The following is a 24191-nucleotide window of genomic DNA, read 5'->3' on the forward strand; positions in this document are numbered from 1 at the left end:
GGTACTGATGGCAGCCCAATTGATCTCGTCACCGGTGCTCTTGATGGTATTACAGGCGGTACTGATGGTAGTCCAATTGATCTTGTGACTGGCGTGATTGACGGCATTACAGGTGGCACTGATGGTAGTCCGATTGATCTTGTCACTGGCGCAATTGATGGCATCACTGGTGGTACTGACGGTAGTCCTATCGATTTAGTGACCAATGCACTTAGTGATGTAATCAATCCAGAAGATTCATTAGGAACAGTAACCAACTTACTTGGAAGCATTACTGCGGATTTAAACGGCGGTGTACTTGGCGGATTGACTGAGCTTACAGATACAATTAGTGGAACCCTAAGTGGTGACTCACTCAATTATGTGACAGATGCTATTGATGGTATTAGCGATAATTTTGGATTTGAATTCGACAGCGCAGATTTAGTTTTAAGCGTTGCTGAACCAACACAAACAATTATTAGCGGTGGCAACACAACTATCGATATTCTTCAAGACAGCGTAAGCACATTGTTTAGTGATACTACATTTGACAGTATTAATGATCTGATTGGCATAACACTCAATACAGATAGTGATCTTGCAAATAATACTGTAGATAATTTACTAACCGCCATCACAGGAACAACTTCAACCATTACAACTGTAGCGGATACAACAACTAGTGATAGCTCATTAACTGAGACGGTTACTCCTCAAACTTCTCTAACCAACTTAACTGACAACTTATTCCACAACTTAAGCTTGTTCTAACTCACAAAGACGAAAAAGCCGCTGTCCTCAGCGGCTTTTTTATTATCTATCGAAAATATATAAAATTCAGACGTAAAAAAACCGCAATTAAGCGGTTAATTTCTTTAAGTTGGTGCGCTCAGAGAGATTCGAACTCCCGACCCCTTAGTTCGTAGCCAAGTGCTCTATCCAGCTGAGCTATGAGCGCATTACTTAGGTGCTTCACTTATCGTGAGCTAGTGTTACTTACAATCTTTACTTGGTGCGCTCAGAGAGATTCGAACTCCCGACCCCTTAGTTCGTAGCCAAGTGCTCTATCCAGCTGAGCTATGAGCGCCTTAAGTAAAGTGGCGGTGAGAGAGGGATTCGAACCCTCGATACAGTTACCCGTATGCATCCTTAGCAGGGATGTGGTTTCAGCCACTCACCCATCTCACCGTAACACGAGCGCAATAATACAAACTAAAAGCTCATTACACAAGCCATGATCCTTATTTTTTATGTTTTTTTAAATCAATCAAATATTTTTTAATCAATTTCTGTTTTTTTTCAGCATTTTTTGTTGTCGCGCTTGATAATATAGTCTTCTCTTCTTTTATTTAGATCATGTGCATAAATAGAATCTTGCAATCTTTGACGTGCAGTCCAAGTTTGAATGTCTTATGCTAAAGTGATCTGCCAAATGTGAATTGGAACGATATGACTAATAATTGGGTTGATCCCGAAGCAAAAGCAGAAGCTGAACGTTACGATAATCCTATTCCTAGCCGAACTCTTATTTTAACTACATTAGAACAATTACAAACTGCACAGTCTCATGCAGAACTCGTAGACCACTTTAATATTCCTGATCAAAAAAGTATTGATGCGCTGAATCACCGTCTCAGTGCTATGGTTCGTGATGGCCAGCTCATGAAAGATGGCTTTAAATATCAACCTGCCACAGATGCACCTAGTCATGAAGCAACGGTTTATATTAATAGTAAAGGTTTAGGCACGGCGAATATTGCAGGTCAAAATGATGTGTTGTTACCTGAACGCGAGTTACGTCTCGTCTTTAATGGTGATCGCGTTAAAGTGCGTCAGACTTCAGTAGACCGTAAAGGTAAAGCTTGGGGTTTTATCACTGAAGTCGTACAACGACGTGTAAAACAGATTATTGGTAAAGTTTCTGAACATCAGGGCGAATACTTTATTCAACCAAGCAATCCTAATCAGCATCAGCCGATTACCCTTGAAAAAGAGTTGATTGAACATGCCAATGCTAAAGTTGGCGATATGTTGCGTGTTGCAATTGACGATTATCCAACGCGTGAAGAGCTGGCAACAGGCCATGTGATTCAATCAATGGCGGATAAAGCAGATACGGAAATTATTATTCCGCAAACGATTTTAGAGTTTGGTCTGCCTTATGAATTTCCTGAAGCAGTCATTAAAGAAGCTGAAAGCTTCAAAGAACCTTCTGAACAAGATATTAAAGGACGCGTTGATTTACGTGATTTACCATTAGTAACAATTGATGGCGAAGATGCACGTGACTTTGACGATGCTGTTTATGCAGAGAAACGTCCTGGTGGCGGTTATCGTGTGGTGGTTGCGATTGCCGATGTAAGTCATTACGTTCGTTTAGATTCTCCGTTAAATGAAGAAGCTGAAGAACGCGGTACATCAGTTTATTTCCCGCACTTCGTTTTACCGATGCTACCTGAAGCATTATCGAATGGCTTATGTTCTTTAAATCCGCATGTTGATCGATTATGTATGGTCTGTGACTTGAAGCTTTCCCGCGCGGGCAAAGTAACAGGTTATGAATTCTACCCTTCTGTCATGCATTCAAAAGCACGTTTGACTTATACCCAAGTCGGTCAATATTTTGAAGGTGCGACTGATGCCATTCCAGCGGATAAAACGATTCATAAATCATTGAATACGCTATTTCAACTTTATCAAACTTTAAAAGAGCTACGCGCCAAACGTCATGCGATGGAGTTTGAAACCGTTGAAACTTACATGACCTTTGATGAGTTAGGCGGAATCAAGGAAATCTTGCCGCGCACGCGTAATGATGCACATAAACTCATTGAAGAATGTATGTTGTTAGCGAACGTTGCCGCAGCAGAATATGCGTTAGAACATGATATTCCAATGCTGTATCGTGTGCATGAAGCACCTGAGTTTTCACGTATTCAAAAAGTTCGTGATTTTGTGAAGTTATTAGGTTTGCCATTCCCTGAACAACCAACACAAGCGGATTATCAAGCCGTTATTGAAGCGACCAAAGATCGTTTGGATGCGCCAAGTATCCATGCTGTGTTATTACGTTCAATGATGCAAGCTTACTACGGCGCAAAAAACTCAGGCCATTATGGTCTCGCTTATGAAGCATATACACACTTCACTTCGCCAATTCGTCGTTACCCAGATTTATTGTTACATCGTGCAATTAAAGCTTATCTCGATAAGAAGGTTTACCCACTTTCTGGTGCTGCTCTAGATGATGCAGGTGAGCATTTCTCACAAACTGAACGTCGTGCTGATGAAGCCTCACGCAGTGTGACTACTTGGTTGAAATGTCACTATATGCAACAGCATTTAGGTGATGAGTTTGTCGGCATTATAAGTGCAGTGACTGAATTTGGTTTATTTGTAACACTCAAAGATCTTTATGTTGATGGCATGATTCATGTCAGCCAGCTCGGTGAAGACTTCTTCCTTTATGATCAAGCGAGTCAAAGCTTAATTGGTCAGAATCGTGGGCAATCTTTTAGCCTCGGTGATGAAGTGAAGATTCAAGTAGCAGGTGTGAATTTGGAAGAGCGTAAGATCGACTTCCAATTGATACAACAATTGACACATTTAGGTCGTGTGATTCGTCAAAAAGCACCTCGTACTGCGAATTCTTCTAGCTCAAACCGCGCATCAACAACTGAAGAAGTGTTTGGTAAAGCTCCATCATCTACGAAAGCGAAAGTCAGTGAGAATGGTGAAAAACCTGTACGTAAGAAAAAAGATAAGAACAAACCAAGTTCTTATACTAAAAAAACTGCTAAAAAAGCTTCGGCTAAGCCTGAAAATAAAGAAAAGACAAAGAAAAAAGTAAAAAAGAAAAAGTCGAATGCAAAAGCAAAGAGTGAATAACTCATAAAATAAGAGAGCTTCGGCTCTCTTTCTGTTTTAGAGTTTCAGCTTTTCTTAAATTAAGTTCTATCAAAAAACACGAGTACTCCCCAAAAGCCCAATAAGACAAGATACCAAATCTGCCCTACCAATTCTTTCCCACCAAAAGTACTCAGTATTTCAAAAGTGAGTCCAGATGCAAACAATGCTAACAGCCCAAATACCGCCAGCATGATTGCCCAATCTCCCAAGCCATATAAACGTTGTGGTTTTTCACCACTTTTCTTACGTTTAAACCAGCTTAGGAATAATTTATAGTAGACATAGAGTGCCCCAGCACCACACACAAGAAAGAACAACGTCGAAGCTGGACTATTGGCAGATGGGCTTCCAATCCCCCTAGAGCCCACATATACCGCATTGTTTACCGTAGCACTGGAGTGAGCAGAAACACACAAAGTTAAGAAAAAAACACTGATACTTTTTAATCTCATGATTAGGTTTAACCTATCTAGTTACGCATCGCGCTACAAAAAATTCTTCGTTAGATTTTCTTTGATCATGAGTTTAGCAAGAAATCGGCTTTCATCAAGACATTTACACCAAAGATAAAATTTCTTTTAAATTATAATTATTTATCAAAATTTTCAGCCACCATCCTAAACCACATACAGGCGTTTATAAATAAAAAATGAATCTAGATATAAGAGATGAAGCATAGTTACACTTGATTTCTCCCCCGCTAAGCCCTACATCTATAACTATGTTTAAAGATGAATATGGCAAAAATACAATGACACTACAGCAAGCGACACTCCCCACTCCCCAATTTGATCAAATTCAACTTGCAGAATTAAAACAACAGATTGAACAGACTATTCAAAATGGTCAAAACTTCTTAAATCAACTCAATGAAGTTCCACAAACTCCTGAAGACCAATTGGCAACTTTGGCGGAAGTCGATCAGCTTGAAAATAATATGAGTGAATCATGGGGAATTTTGTCACACCTCAATGCGGTCATGAACAATGCCGAAACGCGTGAAGTGTATCAATCACTTTTACCAAGTTTAAGTGAATACTACACTCAGCTTGGACAGCACACGGCGTTGTATCAAACTTATCAACATATTCATGATAGTGCAGTATTTCAAACGCTGAGCGAAGCACAACAAAGTGCAATTAAACTCGCTTTACGTGATTTCAAACTATCAGGCGTTGCTCTCGAAGGCGAAGCCAAAAAACGTTATGCGGAAATCTCAGCACGTTTATCGCAATTATCTTCAGATTTTTCTAACCATGTACTCGATGCAACACAAGCCTACTTCAAACCATTAACTGAAGAACAGCTAAAAGGCTTACCACAAAGTAGTGTTGAATTATTAAAGCAATACGGCCAGCAACGCGAGCTTGAGCAAGCCGTTGCCACACTCGACTTCCCTGCTTATTTTGCGATTATGACCTATGCCGATGATCGAGAACTTAGAGAGGAACTCTACAAAGCCTACGTGACTCGTGCCTCAGAACAATCAGACAAAACCGAGTTCGATAATACCCCAGTGATGGAGGAAATTCTGAGCTTGCGTCAAGAAATGGCTCAACTGCTTGGCTTCAATAATTTTGCTGAATATTCATTGGCTAGCAAAATGGCACCTGATGTTGAAACAGTAAATCAATTCCTTGTAGATTTAGCTGAACATGCACGTACCCCTGCGCTTGCTGAAATTGCAGAATTAAAAACAATCGCACAACAGGATAGTATTGAAGAATTAAAGCCGTGGGATGCAACCTACTATTCTGAAAAGTTAAAACAGCAACAATTCAATCTGTCTCAAGAAGCATTGAAACCATACTTCCCAGCGCCAAAAGTGGTGGATGGTTTATTCCAAATTGTTCAACGTCTCTACGGTATCCAAATTATCGAGCGCCAAGCACCTGTTTGGCAAAATGATGTCCGCTATTTTGAAATTGAAGATCAAGGTCAAGTGGTCGGTGGTTTCTACTTCGACCTTTATGCCCGTAATGGCAAACGTGGTGGTGCATGGATGAGTGGTTTCCGTTCTCGTGTACAAACTGAGAGTGGTCTACAAAAACCGATTTGCTATATGGTATGTAACTTTACTCCACCGATTGGCGATCAACCTGCGCTACTCACGCACGATGAAGTCATTACCTTATTCCATGAATTTGGTCATGGTTTACACCACATGCTGACAGAGGTGGACAACATCTCTGTGGCTGGAACACACGGCGTAGCATGGGATGCAGTCGAGTTACCAAGTCAGTTCATGGAATTTTGGGCATGGGATAATGAAAGTTTAGATGTACTCAGCGAACATACTGAAACTAAGCAAACTTTACCGCAAGAATTGCTATCTGCATTGTTAAATGCACGTTTCTTTCAATCTGGTATGCAAACACTACGTCAGATTGAATTTGCACTATTTGACCTCACTATTCACCGTCAATCGCCAGCTTTAAATAGCGAGCAAATCCAAGCGACTTTAGATGATATTCGAGCGAAATTTGCAGTTGTGCCCACTGTTCCATATAACCGTTTCCAACATAGCTTTAGTCATATCTTTGCTGGTGGATATGCAGCAGGTTATTACTCTTACAAATGGGCAGAGGTTTTGGCGAGTGATGCCTTCGATCGCTTCGAAAGTGAAGGTATTTTTAACACCGAGACTGGAAAAGAATTTAGAAAGTTTATTCTAGCAGTTGGCGGAAAAGATACAGCACTTGATGCGTTTCGCAATTTCCGAAAAAGAGAACCAAAAATAGATGCATTATTACGTCATCAAGGTTGGACGAACACCAATAAAAGCGCTTAAACTACGTCAATATTGTTCACAGGGTGTAATTAACTGACATGAAAAGACAGTTCATCGCGGGTGCTAAATGCCCAAAATGCGGAGCCTTAGATCGTGTCGTTAAGATCATCACTGTGGATGACGAGTGGATTGAATGTATCGACTGTGCTTATAGTGAAAAACGCCCGACCCATGTGGAAGAGCAACAACCTGCCGAGCCAGATGAAATTGGGGTGATACAATTCAAACCTCGTCATTTTGACTAGAAGGTTAGAAGATGATGTCCTCATATCAAAATGAAAACTCAAAATTATTATGGATGATAATCGGTGGGATCAGCATTGTTGTGGTGCTGATCTTTGCTGTTCAATGGTTCTTATCTCAAAATAATACAGATACAGCAGTAACACCGACAGCATCAACAAAACCTGTTGCTGAGAAAGCCGTTGCCGCAAAACCAGAAGCACCTATCGCAACGGCAGAAACGACGCATGCTGCAAGTGAAGTTGCTGCACCAATTCAATTGGTTGAAGAGTCAATTATTAAAGACCCAATCCCTTCAAATGATGCGTTAGCAAAAGAAGAAATTGCAAAACTTGATGACATTCATCACCAGTTGCAAGATCAACAGCAAGAGTTAAAGCAGCAACATACGGATGCAGACACATTACTCAAGTTAAAAGAAGAGCAAATCAAGTTACTCGAAGCTCAACTTGCGGCGCAGAATAAATCTTAATGATCAAAGGCTTTAATCCATATTAAAGCCTTTTTTATTAATACCTTAATCCACAACCTGATTAGAGCGAGCTTTGAACTGAATCGGTTTTTGAATCGTTTGTGCAATTAAAATACCTATTAACGTTAAACCACCGCCTAGGTAATGAAAAGCTTGTAGATGTTCCCCCAATAAGATGACAGCAATCAATGCCGTGAACAATGGAAGTAGATTCATAAAAATGCTGTTCCGATTCGGTCCTAAATGTCTTACCCCTTCAATCCACAAATAAGAAAGCAAAATCGAGGAAAATATACTTGCATACAAAATCAACGGAATTGTAGTTTGATTCAGTTGCATATCAGCCGCAGGTAAAAAGATAAAAAAAGGCAGCACATATAGAATGGCAAAACTCGATTGCACAAAGTTCGATTGCCAAGCGGGAATCGGCATTTTCCAATGTTTGAGCAAAACACCATACAAAGCATAACCCAATGCAGCAACCAGCATTAAACCATCACCAAGATGAACACCTTGATCCCATATATTTAAAATAGAACCATGACTAAGCAAATATAAAATGCCGTAAAAAGATAAAGTACCGCCAAACAACATGCCATAACTTATTTTATCTTTTAAGATCAAACTACTCAGGATCATTGTTAATAATGGAATAAGCGCGGTAACAATCGCCATATTGGTCGCCGTCGTAGTCGCGGCAGCCTGATAAGACAAAAACTGAAATAATGATACAGATAGAAAACCACCTAAGGCCAATTGCTTCCAATAGAGTTGAATCGTATGCCGATTTTTCCAAACAGGAATCAGCACAAAAGTACTCATGACTGCTAGCGCTAACACTAAACGATAAAAAGTAATCGCGACTGGTGAAATGTTATGACTTGCCATTTTGGATACAACGACATTGCCCGCCCAAAATAAAATGGCAAATAATGGATACAAAGAAGCTTTTTGAAACATGATCTCAACCTATGCATTACGGTAACAATCATGCTAAAAAACTATTCATTTAAAGTTTCTCGATAAAAAGACGATAACTATCGAGAAACAGACAATCTAATCTTGGATATCCAATCTATGGGAAAGAATTTTCAACATGGTTTTTTAGATTATCCTGTCTATGCATTTTCTGAGAACTACCCTCATGGTCATGTCGAGGATTGGCATCATCATGATCGTATTCAAATGATCCATACGCTTTCAGGCGTAATACGCATTCAAACAGATGAGGGTATTTGGATTACACCTCCCGGACGTGGAGTTTGGATTCCTGCCAACAAACCACATGCCTTATTCAGTAGTGGCGACGTTAAAGCACGAGGTGTATTTATCTCTCCCTGTGCCCGTGAAAATCTTGTCAACGAATGCCGTGTGATCGCCATCCCTGCTTTACTACGGGAGTTAATGAGCAGCGCCATGGAAATTCAAACCGCAATACAACCGAATAGTAGGAATCAAAGATTGCTTGAAATGATCTTGGATGAAATTGAATTACTACCAACACTCGCGTTTAACTTGCCTGAACCACAAAGTCAAAAGCTGAAATTATTGTGCCAAGAAATCAAAGCGAACCTCTGTATCAATTGGAATTTGGAAGATACGGCGAACTACTTACATATGAGCAGTAAGACGCTTGCTCGACATTTCCAAAAAGAAACGGGTTTGCATTTTTCCCATTGGGTTCGACAAGCCAAATTAATGCAAGCGATGATAGATCTAGCAATGAATAAACCCATTTTGAATGTCGCCTTAGAGCTTGGTTATGATAGTCCAAGTGCGTTTAGTGCTATGTTTAAACGAGAAACAGGCATGACACCAAGTGGCTATGCTTGTCAGTTTCCTACGACTCAATAAACAATGTGAAAACATTGATGAATGCTTATTTCATCTTATAAGGGCTAAATGAGATTTCTTTCAATGACTGAGCAGCTTAAAATGAACGCATTATCCAAATCTCCTCAAAGCATATGACGCTTATACAAACTAATCGTAATTTATTTCTAGCGATTGGTTGCCTAACGATTTCAGCACTCTTGTTCTCAGTCATGGGGATTTGCATTCGATATGCATCACAAAGTGTCGATAATTACACGATTGTATTTTTCCGCAATTTAGTTGGATTAGTTCTTTTTCTACCATTTATTTTCAAACAAGGAATTCATTTTGTAAAAACGGAAAAACTCTGGATGCATACATGGCGAAGCCTCATTGGCTTAGCAGCAATGTATGGCTTTTTCTATGCAATTGCACATCTAAAGCTTTCCAATGCTATGGTATTTACCTACTCATCCCCCATCTTCATTCCGCTGATCGCATGGTTATTCCTAAAAGAAAAAATTACAACGGCGATGTTATGTGCAGCAGGCTTAGGCTTTATCGGTGTTTTTTGTGTGGCCAAACCAGATCAAGGATTATTGAACTGGATTTCGATTATTGGAATCGCATCGAGTTTATTTGCATCAATGGCTTTCGTTACGGTACGAGCACTGACCAAAACAGAACCACCCGAACGCATTGTTTTTTACTTCTGTCTTATCGGCTCGCTGATCTCAGTCATTCCCATGTTTTGGGTATGGCGTCCATATCATTTACATGAATTGTTTTTCCTGATTGCAGCAGGCGTACTTGCAAATGTGAGTCAGATTTTCATGTCTCATGCCTACCGCCTAGCACCGGCTGGACAGATTGCACCAGTCAATTATATGGCAATTATTTTCGCAGGGATTTGGGGATTTTTACTATGGAATGAAGTCCCTGACCTATATAGCATTATTGGTTTTTGCATTATTTTGTTGGCAATTTTATTATGTAGCCCACTTACACAAAGAGATAAGAAATGGCGTTTTAAACTTTAACAATACACTTCTCTTTTGAATAAACTTGCAACAATACAAATTAGGAAAATTCAAACTCATGAATATAAGAAATACCATTTTTGCAAGCGAATCTCCTGAAATGATTTCAGCCTTCAATAAAGCTCAAGAAACTTTTAAATACTTTTGGCGAGAGCTTTCTTGGGAATATCGCAGAATAATTCCTGCTTTTGATCTTGCTTATGTTAAATGTGCATTTATCCAAGTAGATAACGACTCATCTGATTCACCACTAGTTGAATATATGTGGATAAGCCAAATTGATTTTGATGGAACTACGATCTCTGGTCAGTTAATGAATCAACCAAACTATATCGACAATGTACAAGCTGGTGAAATTATAGAGCAACCATTTGAGGCGATCGTCGACTGGATGTTTTTAACTCAAGATCAAGTTTATGGTGGCTTTACGATTCAAGAATATCGTAAACAATTAAATGACTCTGAGCGAAAAGAATATGATGCGTCTTGGGGAATAAATTTTGGTGATCCCAACAATATCTTATTTGTTTATGATCAAGAGGAACACCCAGAAAACTTAATTGAACATCCCATGTGCGAAAAGATGTTAGATAGTTTTTTAAACTTTATCCAAACCAATCCAACTGTAATTCATGAAAGAGATGATCGCGGCAATCAACTATTACACCGAGAAGCTATTGCGGGTAATTTCTTAATTATTCAAGCATTACTGCAACATAATCTAGATAAGTCAGCGCTGAATAACCAATCTATGACCGCCTCAGATTTAGCTCATAAAATGGGATGGGAAAATATTGCAAAATTATTAGCATAGCTTTCATCTACTTATAGTCATTCCTATTTTGATATACAGAAAAAAAAGCACCCGAAGGTGCTTTTTTAATAAGTCTCACACTTAATTAGTGATACCAACCAAACAACTTAAAGAAGTAAGGAACATATGCAATAATCAAGATTGCAGGAACCATCACTAACAATGGGAAGATCCAACGTTCATAACGGTAGAAGAAGGATAAATGACGAACTTCTGCATCCGCTTCCGCGACTTCTGCATCACCAATCGCCTGCCTTGCCAATAAGTGGTTCAATGCAACTGGTGGTGTGATATAGCCCAATTCGAACCCAACCAATGCAATCATCCAGAAGTGAACTGGATCAATACCGTATTGATATGCTACAGGCGCAACAGTTGCCGTAATCAAAATCACTGCACCAAATGGATCCATGATCATACCTACGAAGATCATTAGCATTACGATTAAGCTAATAACAACAAAGGTACTGCTAATATCTTTAGGGAAAGCTTCCATGATTTGGATATGCTCAAGGAAACCACCAACACTAACTGAAAGTGCCATCAAGATCACAAGCGCACCAATGTGCCCAACCGTTTCACTTGTCGCTAAATGCAGTGCTTTACCAAACGAAACATTACGTTCTGGCTTGCGAGGATCATCTTCAGGGTTGATCTGAGGTGCAGGTTGCGTACCATCTACAGGTGCAGTATAGGTATTTAACGTACTATCCCAATGCCCTACTGGTGCTAATGGTGCAGGCTCTTTACGTAATTTATCAAACAACACCATCATTAATAAGATGATTGGCATCATCACTGGTGCTGTAAATTCATTTAAATCAGTCGCTAAAGCATGTTTGTAGAACAACCAGATTAAAACGAAAATTACGATATATGGAGATACTGGCACGAATGCACGTAAAGATTTTGGCAAAGCAATGTTAAGCGGTGCAATTCGGAATTTCTGCTCCGCAAAGATCAATGCAATGATCAAGAATAAAGTCGAGGTTAATAGGAAAGTGTATAAACCATATTGATAAAGTAAATCAGTCGTTACTTCTTTGTTCAATGAAGCAACCACGACAATCAATAAACATGGACGAAGTACAACACCCATCGAACCAGATAGTGCTGTCGCTGCTAAAGCAAATTGACGACGGCCACCTGCATTCCATACTTCTTTATAAATAATTGCACCAGCCGCAATAACGAAAATACCAGATGCACCTGTGTAGGCTGTTGGTAATGCTGCTGCAATTAAGATTAACCAAGTTAATGTTTCAGGCGCCAAATTCCATGGACGTAGAATATTTAAGAATAAATCTACAATACGAGTTTGTTTCAGCAACATACCCGCCCAAATAAACAAGGCAAGATTCAAGAAGATGTTTGAGAACTCAACCAACTGACCAAGATAAATACCTTGCCCCATTGGGTAATCCATAAAGATGGTAAATGCAACACCGGTGATGATCGCCATATATGCATATAGCGGCACACTGAGGAATGCTAAACCAATGTTACCGCCCTGACGTGTTGGTGTTGGAGGCTTCGCTAACTGGAATAAACTAATTAAAGTTAAACAGCCAAATAGCACCATCCATAGCCAATAAATAATCTTCATTTCTGGAGACATTGGCACGCCAGAATTCATGACCGAATTATATTGGCTAATCACAGATGATGTAAGGAAACCATTACCGAGTAGCATCGCAACGCTGTAGACACGGAAATCTATTTTAGTCGCTGGACTACGTAAACCAATATGATGTGTTTTTAGGGTCGCACTGATTGCTGCGAAGACAACCATGATCACCAAAAATAATGCACGATTCTCAGTACCAAATTTAAAGATACCAAAGAAGCTCGTTTCAATTTTACGATAAGTACGGATACTCGGATGAACCTCCATATGCTTCATAGCTTTATCATAGAACTGATACTTTTCATCACACTGCTCACGAGCAGCAATCAATGACGCACGGACATCAGCTTCAGATGCAACGCCAAACATACTTGCAAATTCATCAGCAGCATTGATTTTCATCTGCTCTTGAACTTGTGCATCGATATTCGGATGTCGATCACAGCTTGGCTTTTCTGGTTCAGCACGAAGAAATGAGTATTGCATTCCTGTATCAGGATCGCCATACAGACGCTCCCCCATACGCAATAATTGACCATGAATCATCTCACCTGTACCAATGACCAACGTCATTAGTAATAAGACGAGGATGACAAATGTCGATATCCACTCCGTCCAAATATAACTCAGTAGACCTAATCCAGACTTTTTCTCTTGATCATTTTGCATGTCTATTCCAATTTTTGTTAGCAACATCCATCCAAAGATGTTGATTCATGCGAAGTCCATGGTTGATAGATAAATGAATTTACCCTCTTGGTAACCAATCCCTTTTTCAAACCGCCTAAATTTGCAGCAAACTTTTTCAAAAAAGAATGACTACATTCACTTTTTTATTGGTTGTTTTTATCAATTAATCTGTTCTCTCTACCCTTCTAAACAATAAATAACTGAGTCCACATAACACACCACCGATCGCACCAATCAAATGCGCTTCAGTAAGTACAGGACTACCTATCAGCTGTGCCGTACCCGTTTGTCCAAAGGTATTTTCCCAAACTAGTTTTGCGGCAATAAGTAACAGCACTAAAATGGCAAACTTTCTTTCTTTCGGATATTGCAGATACACCAAACCGACTGCGGTATATAAACCATGTAATACACCTGAAAGCCCAGCATAAGCTTCAATATAAGGTAAATAGAAATAAAAAATGAGACTGATAAATGGCGGAAGTAACAGCAGTAATACACATAAATGCCAATTACGTGCATGAGGAAAGATAAATGGTAAACAAGCGAATGCCAACATATTCAAAAAGAAATGCATCCATCCCACATGTACCCAATGCGCGGTCCACAATCGCCAAAACTCAGCGAGTAAACTCGGTCTCCAGTAAATAAAAAGATCGGGAAAAACCTGAAGACACGCTGATACTGAAACACATACCGCGATCAAAATGACTTTCCCTATCCATATTTGATCTTTCATTTACGCCCCTTTCTTCAAAACAGACCTTTTACGATTTAAAAATAATAAATCACTTCATTTTTAATGTTGTAAAAGGTCGTTTAATTCAGGTTACTGAGCTGGTTGTTCTTCAGCTGGTGCAGATGCTTCATCTCCACCACCATCAAATAAATCATCGAGTTCAGAAGAAGTTTCTGGCTGATCATCCCAGAACGTTGATAAACCTTCTCGTGTCGATCTTACACCCGTATTTTCTGTCCAATAACGATCAGCAATACCACGAACCATTAAACCAGCCATTTTATCAATCAATCTAAATTGAGGATTAGCAGGTTTATCATCTCCCGTTGCAGCAGCGTATGAACGGAATGCATCACGAAGTTTGGCGTCATCACCACTTGCCTGTGCTGCAACAGCATACAAAGCATGTGCTAAACGCACACCCTTCTTCTCACCAATAGCCATCGACTCTTTCAGCGTCGCATACGGTTCTGGCTTACCGTCACCTGCACCGGGCAATAATGTCCAAATGACCGCGCGGGTTGCCATTGGAGCACCCCAGAATTTTTCATTATCTAGACAAACCATGCCGCGTTCAACGATACCTGCAATATCTTTAGGAACGTTAATCGCACCGCCTGAATTAATATCATTGGTCATTGCTTGCAAACCATTAATCATACCGAGCAAATAAACAGTTTGATCAAGGTCGTTGCGCATGGTTGGGCAAGAGTCACCTAATTTATAATTGTATTTTGCTTCCCAACGATTGGCAAAAAGCTTATAGCTTGCATATTGACGTTCAGCAGCAATACCAGCCCAGCGTTTTTGCTCAACTCGAGCATCCTGAGCTTCGGTCACTTGACCTGCTTTAGCTGCACGTAAATAGCGTAATTCAGCTTCAAGTGCTTCATTTTCAGCACAAATACCCGCAGCGGTATATAACAATACCGCCATACGGGTTGGGTCTGCACCCATATCTTTTGTTGACATAATTGCAGGGGTTAAAGCATTCCCTGAATTACACACCATTTCAGCATCATCCATCGCTAAAATTGGTGGAACAATATGATTTTCACTAAAACCTAATGCAACATTCGCCCCTGTTTTTATCACATACGAACATCCAGATAACATTGATGTTGTAAGCAAAGCAACCGCCACACCCTTTCCCATTTTGTGGAGCTTAGACATTCTTCCTGTCCTCTTTAATTTGTTTTTCCTTTTAGATGTACATTATCAGATGCAATACTTGAATTAAAGAGTAATTGCTCTAATTTTAACATGGACATTTTGACACAATTCACAGATAAGCGAATTGACATAGAATTCAGAATACATAAATTTCAGGCAAAAAAAAGTAGCATTGCGACGGTTCAGCACATGCTACTTATTAACTGGTTAAAACGTGAAACTCTTTATCTTTTAGTTTTTATCAAAAATAATCCTTGAGTAATGTTCCAGCTCTTCCTACAACAATCGCCATAACGACTGCAATTACTAGAAACATCCACATTGAAATCTCCATAGAGACCTCCTACACTTTTGTATCTACTTTTGATAGATACCAGATCGACGTTCATCATCAGCATTCACGGGATTGTGATATATTGATGACACCTTCAATCTCTTTCTCTTGGTCACTACAACATGATGCTGCTGTGATTCAAGAAGTTCCCTGAGTAAAGTTCCTGCTCTTCCTATAACGATTGCAAGAATAGTTGCAATCACCAGAAACGACCATGTTGGAATTTCCATCATCTTAGGACCTCCACCACACTTTACGTTGGTGTTTGTACTTTAACGAAAATGAACTCAGGTTAAAGGCTGAATTGTCTGACAATCCATATTTTCAGTATTTTTTAGAGTATTTAATCTAACAATTCAAAGTAAAAAGATGAAAAAAATATATAACCAACTGAAAAATATTACTTTAATAAAAATATACAACTGTAGAATTGTCGAACAATTATGCTAGTTTTACGAGTATTTTCAGGTTTTCCCAGTGAAAATAGGATAATTGATCCCACCAAATGATTAAATTTTTATGCTGTGGATCAGAAAAATAGATCACGATGTAGCAATAATGATCAATTATTTTAAGAATTTCCCGCTGTTGAATATCTAAATTTTGATCAGAAAATTCGACTGACCATAAATTCTTTTCTAAATTCTCGATCTTTTTAATTTGAGATTGTTTAAAAAATAGTGCCCATGCCCCACACATGAAAAGAAAACTGATAAAGAAAAATAAAGGTCTTAATAATAGATAGGATAAAAAACTGATTCCAAGAAAAATCAAAAGTTGCAATACAATCGAAAACCGACTGTATCGCAACTCAAAAACACGCTGATTAGCCGTGTACATTATGTTTTAATTTTAAGATAAATTCTTTTAGCTCAGTTCTGGGTGGTTCACCGACTTCCATAAACCAGTCAAGCAAATCTGGATCTTCTTGATCAACCAACTCAGCAAATAAAGCTTTTTCAGCAGGCTCAGCACTCAAATAGCAATTCTTCACATAAGGGTCGAAATACACATCAATTTCTTTTAACCCACGACGAGCACGGTAAATTACCTTACGTTCTTCTAACGTCATTTCATCAGACATCTTATGTTCCGCTATGCAACTATTTGTGCATAGTGTACCCGATCGCACTATAACTTTCGTCAACATTTTTCCTAAGTGACCAAATACATCAATCAAATTGAGCATTGATCACATTGTTCAATATTTTCGATTTCTTGTATGGTGATGATGATGATTTTTAATCCATAAACTAGGGAAAAAATAACAAATGCAATCAGGTGCTATTCGTCCAATTCCAAACATGTTACCACGCAAGCTTTTTACATCTGATCATGAAGCATTTCGTGAAACTGTACGTAAATTCTATGAAAAAGAAGTTGTTCCAAATATTGAAAAATATGAGAAACAACAACATGTTGACCGTGACTTATGGAATAAAGCTGGCGAACTTGGTCTGTTATGTACCACTATGCCTGAACAATATGGTGGATCAGGTGTAGATCGTCTTTACAGCATGATTTTGATCGAAGAACAAGCCTATGCAATGGATTCAAGCACAGGTTTCTCGCTCCATTCAGACATTGTTGCGAACTATATCAACAACTTTGGTAATGAAGAACAAAAGCAGCATTGGTTGCCAAAAATGGCAACAGGTGAAACTGTAACTGCGATTGCCATGACGGAACCAGGTACAGGTTCAGACCTTCAAGCCGTCCGCACGACTGCCGTACTTGATGGTGATGAATATGTAATCAATGGTTCTAAAATCTTTATTACCAATGGCTATCTTTGCGATATGGCAATTGTCGTCTGTAAAACAGGCAACACGGAGAAAGGTTCAGCAAATCTTTCTTTAATCATTGTAGAAGCTGATCGTGCTGGTTTTAGTAAAGGAAAACCTTTAAATAAAATCGGGATGAAAGGTCAAGATACTTGCGAACTGTTCTTTGACAATGTTCGTGTACCTAAAGAAAATCTGCTTGGTATGGAAGGCATGGGCTTCATGATGTTGATGAAAGAACTTGCTTGGGAACGTATGTTAGTTGCGATTATTTGCCAAGCAGGTGCTGAAGCAGCTTTTGCACATACTGTTCAATACACCAAAGATCGTAAAGCTTTCGGCAAGCCAATCGGCACATTCCAAAATACGCGCTTTAAATTAGCTGAGTTACGTACAGAAATCGATTTTTGTCGTACTTATTTAGATCGTTGTATGGAACTACAACTCGAAGAAAGTTTAGGTGTTGATGCCGCCGCAGCAGCTAAATATAAGATTTCAGATATGTTCTCAAAAGTTGTAGATGACTGCTTACAACTACACGGTGGTTATGGTTATATGCTTGAGTATCCAATTGCTCGCGCATATATCGATAATCGCGCCAACCGTATTTATGCGGGTACCAATGAGATCATGAAAGAACTCATTTCTCGTACTCTATAAAACTAAACAACATAAAAAAAGGGATCATCATTATGATCCCTTTTTTGATTGATTATTTCTGTTCAGCTTTTTCTACCGCAGCTACTGGTGCTGGGTTCATACGAGCCATCAACTGTTTTACGGTAGGATTCTCAACATGTTCTTGCATGGTAGTGTTTAAAGCATTACGAGCATTTTGTGTTGTGAAATGAGCAACCTCTCCTCCAATTTCACTTGCTTTCTTTGCCCACGCCTTCCCTTCATTTGACTGATAAAAGTTTAAAGCGGCTTGTAACTCTTTCTGGCTAAACGTTTCCACATAACGCTGAACAATAAATTGTTTACGTTGTTCACTATTTAAGTTTTTAGTTAAATCAGTGAAAAAATCAGCCGGCATATCTTTTGGCAAGCGCATACGAATTTGTTCAAGAATCATTTTATCCGTATTTTCAAGTCCTTGTTCAGTACCATCAACCGAAACCAACTTCTCAGCAATTGCTGTCTTTTGTTTAACATCATCAGCATAACTGAATGTACTAAGTAAGATAGTCCCCAAAATGATGATTTTTCTCATCGTATTATCCCTAATATAAATTTTCTAATGTGCTCAATATACGCGATATTTCTAAGATTTAAACCCTGAGCACAAATAAAAAACCCTATGCCATGCATAGGGTTTCAAATCATTCAAGCAAAAATTATGATACTAATTTTGGCTTACGGTTTGCTGTTTGCTGTTTGCTCACCGCGCTTATGGAATTCTAAAACACCATCATTAAATTTGGCATCTTTTAACTCCTTACGATCTGCAAGGTAATTATTTGTGATCTTCCAAGGTGCTTGCTTACCTTGTTTTGGCATCACATCCGCTGCGCGAGCGATATAACCAGATGACATTTTACCCATGATTGTGTCATTTTCGCGCTGTGAAGGATCGGCGTGTGCAATCACCTCATCAAAACCATTTTTATCCATATGATTAATCAAACGGCAAATATAATCAGCAGCAATATCAACCTTCAAAGTCCATGACGCATTGATATAACCAATGATCATTGCCATATTAGGCACATCGCTCACCATAACGCCTTGATAAAGCATATGTTGAGATGTATTCATTGGTTTGCCATCAATTGAACCTTGGACACCACCTAAAATCTGAATCTCTAAACCAGTTGCTGAAATCACAATATCAGCCTCTAAATGTTTACCAGATTTCAATTGAATACCATTTGCGGTAAATTTCTCGATTTGATCTGTCTCAACACTTGCTTGACCTTCACGCAATGCTTTGAATAAATCACCATCTGGCACAACACATAAACGTTGATCCCAAGGATTGTAGCTTGGTGTAAAGTGTTTCATATCCACTTTACCTTTTAACTGCAACTCAATGCCTTTCAACAATAAACGACGTACAGTCTTTGGATACTTTTGCGCTAGTGCATAAATACCACGTTGCATACCAATATTACGTGCACGAGTAAATTTATAAGCCGTTTCTTCAGACATAAATTTACGTGTTTTTTCATAAATAAAGTCGATAGAAGGAATCGTCGCAATATACGTTGGCGAACGTTGTAACATCGTCACATGCCCTGCACCACCTTTGACCATAGAAGGTACAAGGGTAATTGCAGTTGCACCACTGCCGATGATCACAACTTTTTTACCTGTGTAATCTAAATTTTCTGGCCAGTGTTGTGGATGAATATACTGACCTTTGAAATCTTCTTGTTTCGGGAACTTAGGTGCATAACCCTGATCGTAGTTATAGTAGCCTGTACAGCCCATTACGAAGTTTGCAGACCACGTTTGTTTTTTCTTATTGTTGTCTTCGATCTCAACTAACCATTTTTTCTTTGTAGAATCATAGTTCGCAGAAAGTACACGATGACCAAAGTGAATTTTATCTTTTAACTGATTTTCGCTAATGACATCACTTAAGTAGCCTTTGATCTCAGCGCCACTTGCCAATACTTTGTCTTTTGCCCATGGCTTGAAGTTAAAACCAAACGTTGACATATCAGAATCTGAACGAATACCAGGATAGCGGAATAAATCCCAAGTTCCACCAAAGCTTTCACGACGCTCTAAGATTTCAAATTTGCGTTGTGGACAATTTTTAGAGAGATGTACAGCTAACCCAATCCCAGAGATACCTGCACCAATAATCAATACATCAACTTGCTTTTCCATTTTTTTTATACCCTGTATAAACCATGACTTTATTAAAGCACAAATTTGACAATACACAATGTCAAGTTTAGTCATTCATCGGTTTTTTCATGTCACTTCGGGACATTTTTAGAAAAAGAGAGTGTAAAAAACCTGAGATTTTTGCTTGGATTTGCAATTTATTAAAGGATCGGAATTTAAAAAATTTATTTTCGCCTTATAACCAAAAAATTTAATTTAAGTAATATGTGTAAAGCATGAAAAATATGTTAACCCCAATGAATGTATAAATAATTTGTTATAAAATTTTAACGTAAATAGAAAGTTCAATACACTCACATACAAAGTATCGAATTAACCTTTAGCAATCATAATGTTATAAGACAAGCTGTTAATAGAGTATAAGCAACTGATTCCAAATTTATCTGCCGAAATCATACCAGCAAAATCTGCTGCTGGAATTAACTTAGGATTAGATTTCAACACTTTTAGAGCAATATCCGATTATCAAATCATTCATGATTATAATGAATCTGAAAACGTCTGTTATGAGAAAGATAAGTGGCTGATTTTATATCGTAATTTAATACTACCATGGGGGGAGTCCATTAATGAAATATGTTGTTATTGGAATAAAACCGTCACTCTAACATTCAATGCAGATACCAAAAAATTAGAATTCATCTATGTAGCAAAGGGGTATCAAGGAAAATTATTAGGCTTACTAGGAATAGGTGATAGATTAGATTCGGTCAAAAACCAATATAATTTTTATTTTCAAGGTGACAGGCACTATCTTGAATATACAGAAGATAGCAGTCAAGCTGGTGAAATTATTCCTGTGGAGATTGAAACAAACTATAGAACAGCATACTCAGCAGAACATTCAGATCAGTTCATTGAAGCTTTCCTAATCTACTTGCCCCCTAGTGAAAGAGATCATTGAAACGTAATTAAGTCATTTAAATAGACCATACAGCCCTTTTAAATATCACTTCGCACAATATCCTAGCAATAAAAAAGGTCGGTTATTACACCGACCTTTTTGAACAACTGAGCTGCTCTTGTATAGAAGTATTATTTTACTTCACGATCTACAAGTTCAACGTAAGCCATCGGTGCAGCATCACCTGCACGGAAGCCCGCTTTAAGAACACGTAGATAACCGCCGTTACGCTCTTTGTAACGAGGGCCAAGAACGGTAAATAATTTACCAACAGTTGCTGCAGAACGAGTACGAGCAAACGCTAAACGACGGTTTGCTACTGTATCGTTTTTAGCTAAAGTGATTAAAGGCTCAGCAACGCGGCGAAGTTCTTTCGCTTTAGGCAAAGTTGTTTTAATTAACTCATGCTCAACTAAAGCATTCGTTAAATTTTGGAACAACGCCTTACGGTGGCTGCTTGTACGGCCTAATTTCACACCACTATTACGATGACGCATGGTGATAGTCCTACTTAATTAACGGCTACGATAGGCAAATCGGTCATCCATACGGAGACTAGCTGGTGGCCAGTTCTCTAAACGCATGCCGAGTTGTAAACCTTTCGATGCCAAAACATCTTTGATCTCTGTTAACGATTTTTTACCTAAGTTAGGAGTTTTTAACAACTCAACTTCAGTACGTTGAACAAGATCACCAATGTAGTAAATATTTTCTGCCTTCAAACAGTTAGCAGAACGAACAGTAAGCTCGAGATCATCTACTGGACGAAGCAAAATTGGGTCAACTTCTTCGCGAGGTTCTTGAGCAACAGGAGTTTGATCTTTCTGAAGGTCAACAAAGATTGCAATTTGTTGTTGCAAGATTGTTGCCGCTTTGCGAATTGCTTCTTCAGGATCAACAGTTCCGTTAGTCTCAAGATCGATCACTAACTTATCAAGATCGGTACGTTGTTCCACACGAGCATTTTCTACTGTGTAAGAAACACGCTTGATCGGGCTATATGAAGCATCTAACTGTAAACGACCTACTGGACGTGTTTCACCTTCTGGGAAGCGTGAGTCAGATGTTTCATAACCACGACCTTGAGCAACTTTAAGGCGCATTTTTAATGAACCAGTTGAACTCAAAGTACCAATTAAATGATCAGGATTAACCACTTCAACATTATGAGGTAAACGAAGATCAGCAGCTGTTACATCACCTGCGCCTTGTTTCTCTAATGTTAAATATGCTTCATTTTGATCGAACAGCTTAATAGACAATCCTTTTAGGTTCAGCAAGAGCTCGACGATGTCCTGCTGCAAGCCTTCTAAAGTACTGTACTCGTGCTCGACACCTTCTATTTCTACTTCAACCACAGCAGCGCCAGGTAAAGAAGACAATAGAATGCGACGTAAAGCATTGCCTAGAGTATGACCAAAGCCACGCTCCAAAGGTTCCAGAATCACTTTTGCCGAGGTCCCGCTCACCGCTTCGACCTTGATCGCTTGCGGAGTTAGAAACTCGTTTGCAGTACGCGTCATTTATTGCTACCTCAAGGATTATTTAGAATACAATTCTACAATCAAGCTTTCGTTGATTTCAGCAGGTAAATCAGAACGATCTGGTGCAGCTTTGAACGTACCTTCTAACTTAGAATGGTCAACTTCCATCCAAGCTGGGGTACCACGTTGAGCAGCTAACTCAATTGCATTTTTAATACGCAATTGTTGCTTAGCACCTTCATGAACTGCAATTACATCGCCCGCTTTAACTTGAATAGACGCAATGTTTACACGACGACCATTTAAAGTAATAGAACGGTGACTTACTAACTGGCGAGCTTCTGCACGTGTAGAACCAAAACCCATGCGATAAACTACGTTATCAAGGCGGCTTTCAAGCAATTTCAACAAGTTCTCACCTGTTGCGCCTTTAACACGAGCTGCTTCTTTATAGTAATTACTAAATTGACGCTCTAACACACCGTACATACGACGTACTTTTTGTTTTTCACGTAATTGTAGTGAGTACTCAGATTGCTTACCACCGCGTGCCTGACCATGTTGACCAGGTGCTTTGTTAGCTTTTTTTGTTTTGACGTCAAATGGTTTAACGCCAGATTTAAGTTGCAGGTCTGTCCCTTCGCGGCGAGAGAGTTTGCATTTTGGACCAATATAACGAGCCATGAATGTTTCTCCTTACACGCGACGTTTTTTAGGTGGACGGCAACCGTTGTGAGGAATTGGAGTCACATCGGTAATGCTGTTAATCTTATAACCCACTGCGCCTAATGCACGAACCGCAGACTCACGACCTGGACCAGGACCTTTTACAAGGACGTCTAGGTTTTTCAAACCGTAATCCAAAGCTGCTTTACCAGCAACTTCAGCAGCTACCTGAGCAGCGAACGGAGTTGATTTACGTGAACCACGGAAGCCTTGTCCACCTGAGGTAGCCCAAGCCAATGCATTACCTTGACGATCGGTAATCGTTACAATGGTGTTATTAAAAGACGCGTGAATGTGTGCAACACCTTCAGAGACGGTACGAGTGACCTTCTTGCGTGTGCGAGTATCTTTAGCCATCTTTTAGCTTCCAGAAATCTTACTTTTTAATCGGTTTGCGCGGACCTTTACGGGTACGTGCGTTAGTTTTGGTGCGTTGTCCGCGAACAGGCAAGCTGCGACGATGACGAAGACCGCGGTAGCAGCCTAAATCCATTAAACGTTTAATGTTCATGGAAATTTCGCGACGTAAATCACCTTCGGTCGGAACCTTAGCAACTTCTGCACGAATCGCATCAAGCTGAGCATCATCTAATTCACGAATCTTTGTAGTTTCAGTGATACCTACAGCAGCTAAGATATTCTTAGCAGTGTGGCGACCGATACCAAAAATATACGTGAGAGAGATAACAGCATGCTTGTTATCCGGAATGTTTACACCGGCAATACGAGCCATTCAATTTTCTCCAAAAAGGCAGTTAAGATAATCAACCGCCCCACAAAAATCTTGAGGGGCGGATAATAACCT

General features: G+C 39.3%; 23 protein-coding genes, 3 tRNA genes and 2 pseudogenes. 10 read left to right on the forward strand and 18 right to left on the reverse strand.

What is annotated here, in order from left to right; translation table 11 throughout:
- Nucleotides 1–753: pseudogene (locus IO68_RS33945) on the forward strand (hypothetical protein); the annotation flags it as partial.
- A 110-nt stretch (nt 754–863) separates the two neighbouring features.
- Here IO68_RS33945 and IO68_RS28250 read toward each other — a convergent pair.
- From IO68_RS28250 to IO68_RS28260, 3 genes are all read right to left on the reverse strand, one after another.
- Nucleotides 864–940: transfer RNA gene (locus IO68_RS28250), tRNA-Arg, on the reverse strand.
- Nucleotides 941–992: 52 nt separating this feature from the next.
- Nucleotides 993–1069: transfer RNA gene (locus IO68_RS28255), tRNA-Arg, on the reverse strand.
- Nucleotides 1070–1080: 11 nt separating this feature from the next.
- Nucleotides 1081–1170 (reverse strand) — tRNA-Ser (locus IO68_RS28260).
- Nucleotides 1171–1431: 261 nt separating this feature from the next.
- On the opposite strand from IO68_RS28260, the gene rnr reads away from it, so the two are divergent.
- A complete protein-coding gene (gene rnr / locus IO68_RS28265; protein ID WP_023013746.1) occupies nt 1432–3870 on the forward strand; it encodes a ribonuclease R in 2439 nt (812 codons plus the stop codon).
- Between the two features lie 59 nt (nt 3871–3929).
- Here the strand turns inward: rnr and IO68_RS28270 are convergent, their stop codons facing one another.
- Nucleotides 3930–4343, reverse strand: coding sequence for a putative four-helix membrane protein (locus tag IO68_RS28270; RefSeq protein ID WP_023013747.1), 414 nt, complete (start codon nt 4341–4343; stop codon nt 3930–3932).
- 299 nt (nt 4344–4642) lie between these two features.
- Here IO68_RS28270 and IO68_RS28275 point away from each other — a divergent pair, with 299 nt between their 5' ends.
- The 3 genes from IO68_RS28275 to IO68_RS28285 are packed head-to-tail and all read left to right on the forward strand — an operon-like array spanning nt 4643 to nt 7397.
- Nucleotides 4643–6682: a M3 family metallopeptidase gene (locus IO68_RS28275; protein WP_031234843.1), complete on the forward strand. Its 2040-nt coding sequence runs from the start codon at nt 4643–4645 to the stop codon at nt 6680–6682.
- Nucleotides 6683–6720: 38 nt separating this feature from the next.
- A complete protein-coding gene (locus IO68_RS28280) occupies nt 6721–6927 on the forward strand; it encodes a YheV family putative metal-binding protein (RefSeq protein ID WP_004775846.1) in 207 nt (68 codons plus the stop codon).
- 14 nt (nt 6928–6941) lie between these two features.
- On the forward strand, nt 6942–7397 hold the full coding sequence (locus IO68_RS28285) for a hypothetical protein (protein WP_023013749.1): 456 nt from the start codon (nt 6942–6944) through the stop codon (nt 7395–7397).
- A gap of 45 nt (nt 7398–7442) precedes the next feature.
- On the opposite strand, the gene IO68_RS28290 is transcribed toward IO68_RS28285, so the two are convergent.
- Nucleotides 7443–8357, reverse strand: a complete 915-nt coding sequence (locus tag IO68_RS28290) for a DMT family transporter (RefSeq protein WP_023013750.1) — start codon at nt 8355–8357, stop codon at nt 7443–7445.
- A 117-nt stretch (nt 8358–8474) separates the two neighbouring features.
- On the opposite strand from IO68_RS28290, the gene IO68_RS28295 reads away from it, so the two are divergent.
- The 3 genes from IO68_RS28295 to IO68_RS28305 all read left to right on the forward strand — a co-directional run bounded on the left by IO68_RS28295 (nt 8475) and on the right by IO68_RS28305 (nt 11066).
- Nucleotides 8475–9251 carry an AraC family transcriptional regulator gene (locus IO68_RS28295; RefSeq protein ID WP_023013751.1) on the forward strand — a complete coding sequence of 259 codons (777 nt, stop codon included), beginning with the start codon at nt 8475–8477 and terminating at the stop codon, nt 9249–9251.
- Nucleotides 9252–9364: 113 nt separating this feature from the next.
- Nucleotides 9365–10252 (forward strand): DMT family transporter, encoded by an 888-nt coding sequence (locus IO68_RS28300; protein ID WP_023013752.1) that lies wholly within the window; start codon nt 9365–9367, stop codon nt 10250–10252.
- Nucleotides 10253–10310: 58 nt separating this feature from the next.
- Complete coding sequence (locus IO68_RS28305) at nt 10311–11066, forward strand: DUF2314 domain-containing protein (protein ID WP_023013753.1); 756 nt, start codon at nt 10311–10313, stop codon at nt 11064–11066.
- A gap of 85 nt (nt 11067–11151) precedes the next feature.
- Here IO68_RS28305 and IO68_RS28310 read toward each other — a convergent pair whose 3' ends face one another.
- From IO68_RS28310 to IO68_RS28330, 6 genes are all read right to left on the reverse strand, one after another.
- The gene (locus tag IO68_RS28310) at nt 11152–13362 is read right to left on the reverse strand and encodes a TRAP transporter large permease subunit (protein ID WP_023013754.1); all 2211 of its coding nucleotides are present in this window, start codon (nt 13360–13362) and stop codon (nt 11152–11154) included.
- A 184-nt stretch (nt 13363–13546) separates the two neighbouring features.
- Nucleotides 13547–14122 (reverse strand): rhombosortase, encoded by a 576-nt coding sequence (rrtA, locus tag IO68_RS28315; protein WP_007481797.1) that lies wholly within the window; start codon nt 14120–14122, stop codon nt 13547–13549.
- Nucleotides 14123–14212: 90 nt separating this feature from the next.
- Nucleotides 14213–15295: a hypothetical protein gene (locus IO68_RS28320; RefSeq protein ID WP_019385419.1), complete on the reverse strand. Its 1083-nt coding sequence runs from the start codon at nt 15293–15295 to the stop codon at nt 14213–14215.
- Nucleotides 15296–15652: 357 nt separating this feature from the next.
- A complete protein-coding gene (locus IO68_RS28325) occupies nt 15653–15862 on the reverse strand; it encodes a hypothetical protein (protein ID WP_004877600.1) in 210 nt (69 codons plus the stop codon).
- 208 nt (nt 15863–16070) lie between these two features.
- The gene (locus IO68_RS34210) at nt 16071–16469 is read right to left on the reverse strand and encodes a hypothetical protein (protein ID WP_031234844.1); all 399 of its coding nucleotides are present in this window, start codon (nt 16467–16469) and stop codon (nt 16071–16073) included.
- The gene (locus IO68_RS28330; RefSeq protein ID WP_004877603.1) at nt 16456–16713 is read right to left on the reverse strand and encodes a succinate dehydrogenase assembly factor 2; all 258 of its coding nucleotides are present in this window, start codon (nt 16711–16713) and stop codon (nt 16456–16458) included. The genes IO68_RS34210 and IO68_RS28330 overlap by 14 nt, the downstream gene beginning before the upstream one ends.
- A 187-nt stretch (nt 16714–16900) precedes the next feature.
- Between IO68_RS28330 and IO68_RS28335 the strand changes: the two genes are divergently transcribed.
- On the forward strand, nt 16901–18073 hold the full coding sequence (locus IO68_RS28335) for an acyl-CoA dehydrogenase family protein (protein ID WP_007481807.1): 1173 nt from the start codon (nt 16901–16903) through the stop codon (nt 18071–18073).
- Between the two features lie 52 nt (nt 18074–18125).
- Here IO68_RS28335 and IO68_RS28340 read toward each other — a convergent pair whose 3' ends face one another.
- The gene (locus IO68_RS28340) at nt 18126–18626 is read right to left on the reverse strand and encodes a DUF2059 domain-containing protein (protein WP_023013758.1); all 501 of its coding nucleotides are present in this window, start codon (nt 18624–18626) and stop codon (nt 18126–18128) included.
- 124 nt (nt 18627–18750) lie between these two features.
- A pseudogene (locus IO68_RS28345) lies at nt 18751–20251 on the reverse strand (flavin-containing monooxygenase).
- A gap of 388 nt (nt 20252–20639) precedes the next feature.
- Here IO68_RS28345 and IO68_RS34330 point away from each other — a divergent pair.
- Entirely contained in the window at nt 20640–21176 is a 537-nt protein-coding gene (locus tag IO68_RS34330) for a hypothetical protein (protein WP_081401469.1), read from the forward strand.
- Nucleotides 21177–21307: 131 nt separating this feature from the next.
- Here IO68_RS34330 and rplQ read toward each other — a convergent pair whose 3' ends face one another.
- The 5 genes from rplQ to rpsM are packed head-to-tail and all read right to left on the reverse strand — an operon-like array spanning nt 21308 to nt 24119.
- Nucleotides 21308–21673, reverse strand: coding sequence for a 50S ribosomal protein L17 (rplQ, locus tag IO68_RS28350; protein WP_004641032.1), 366 nt, complete (start codon nt 21671–21673; stop codon nt 21308–21310).
- An 18-nt stretch (nt 21674–21691) separates the two neighbouring features.
- On the reverse strand, nt 21692–22699 hold the full coding sequence (locus IO68_RS28355) for a DNA-directed RNA polymerase subunit alpha (RefSeq protein WP_004657700.1): 1008 nt from the start codon (nt 22697–22699) through the stop codon (nt 21692–21694).
- A gap of 18 nt (nt 22700–22717) precedes the next feature.
- Entirely contained in the window at nt 22718–23344 is a 627-nt protein-coding gene (gene rpsD, locus IO68_RS28360; protein WP_004877611.1) for a 30S ribosomal protein S4, read from the reverse strand.
- 12 nt (nt 23345–23356) lie between these two features.
- Complete coding sequence (gene rpsK / locus IO68_RS28365) at nt 23357–23743, reverse strand: 30S ribosomal protein S11 (protein ID WP_001040166.1); 387 nt, start codon at nt 23741–23743, stop codon at nt 23357–23359.
- A gap of 19 nt (nt 23744–23762) precedes the next feature.
- Nucleotides 23763–24119 carry a 30S ribosomal protein S13 gene (rpsM, locus tag IO68_RS28370; RefSeq protein ID WP_000090815.1) on the reverse strand — a complete coding sequence of 119 codons (357 nt, stop codon included), beginning with the start codon at nt 24117–24119 and terminating at the stop codon, nt 23763–23765.
- Nucleotides 24120–24191: the final 72 nt, after the last annotated feature.

This window comes from Acinetobacter sp. COS3 (genome assembly GCF_000475335.1).
Taxonomy (GTDB): Bacteria; Pseudomonadota; Gammaproteobacteria; order Pseudomonadales; family Moraxellaceae; genus Acinetobacter; species Acinetobacter venetianus.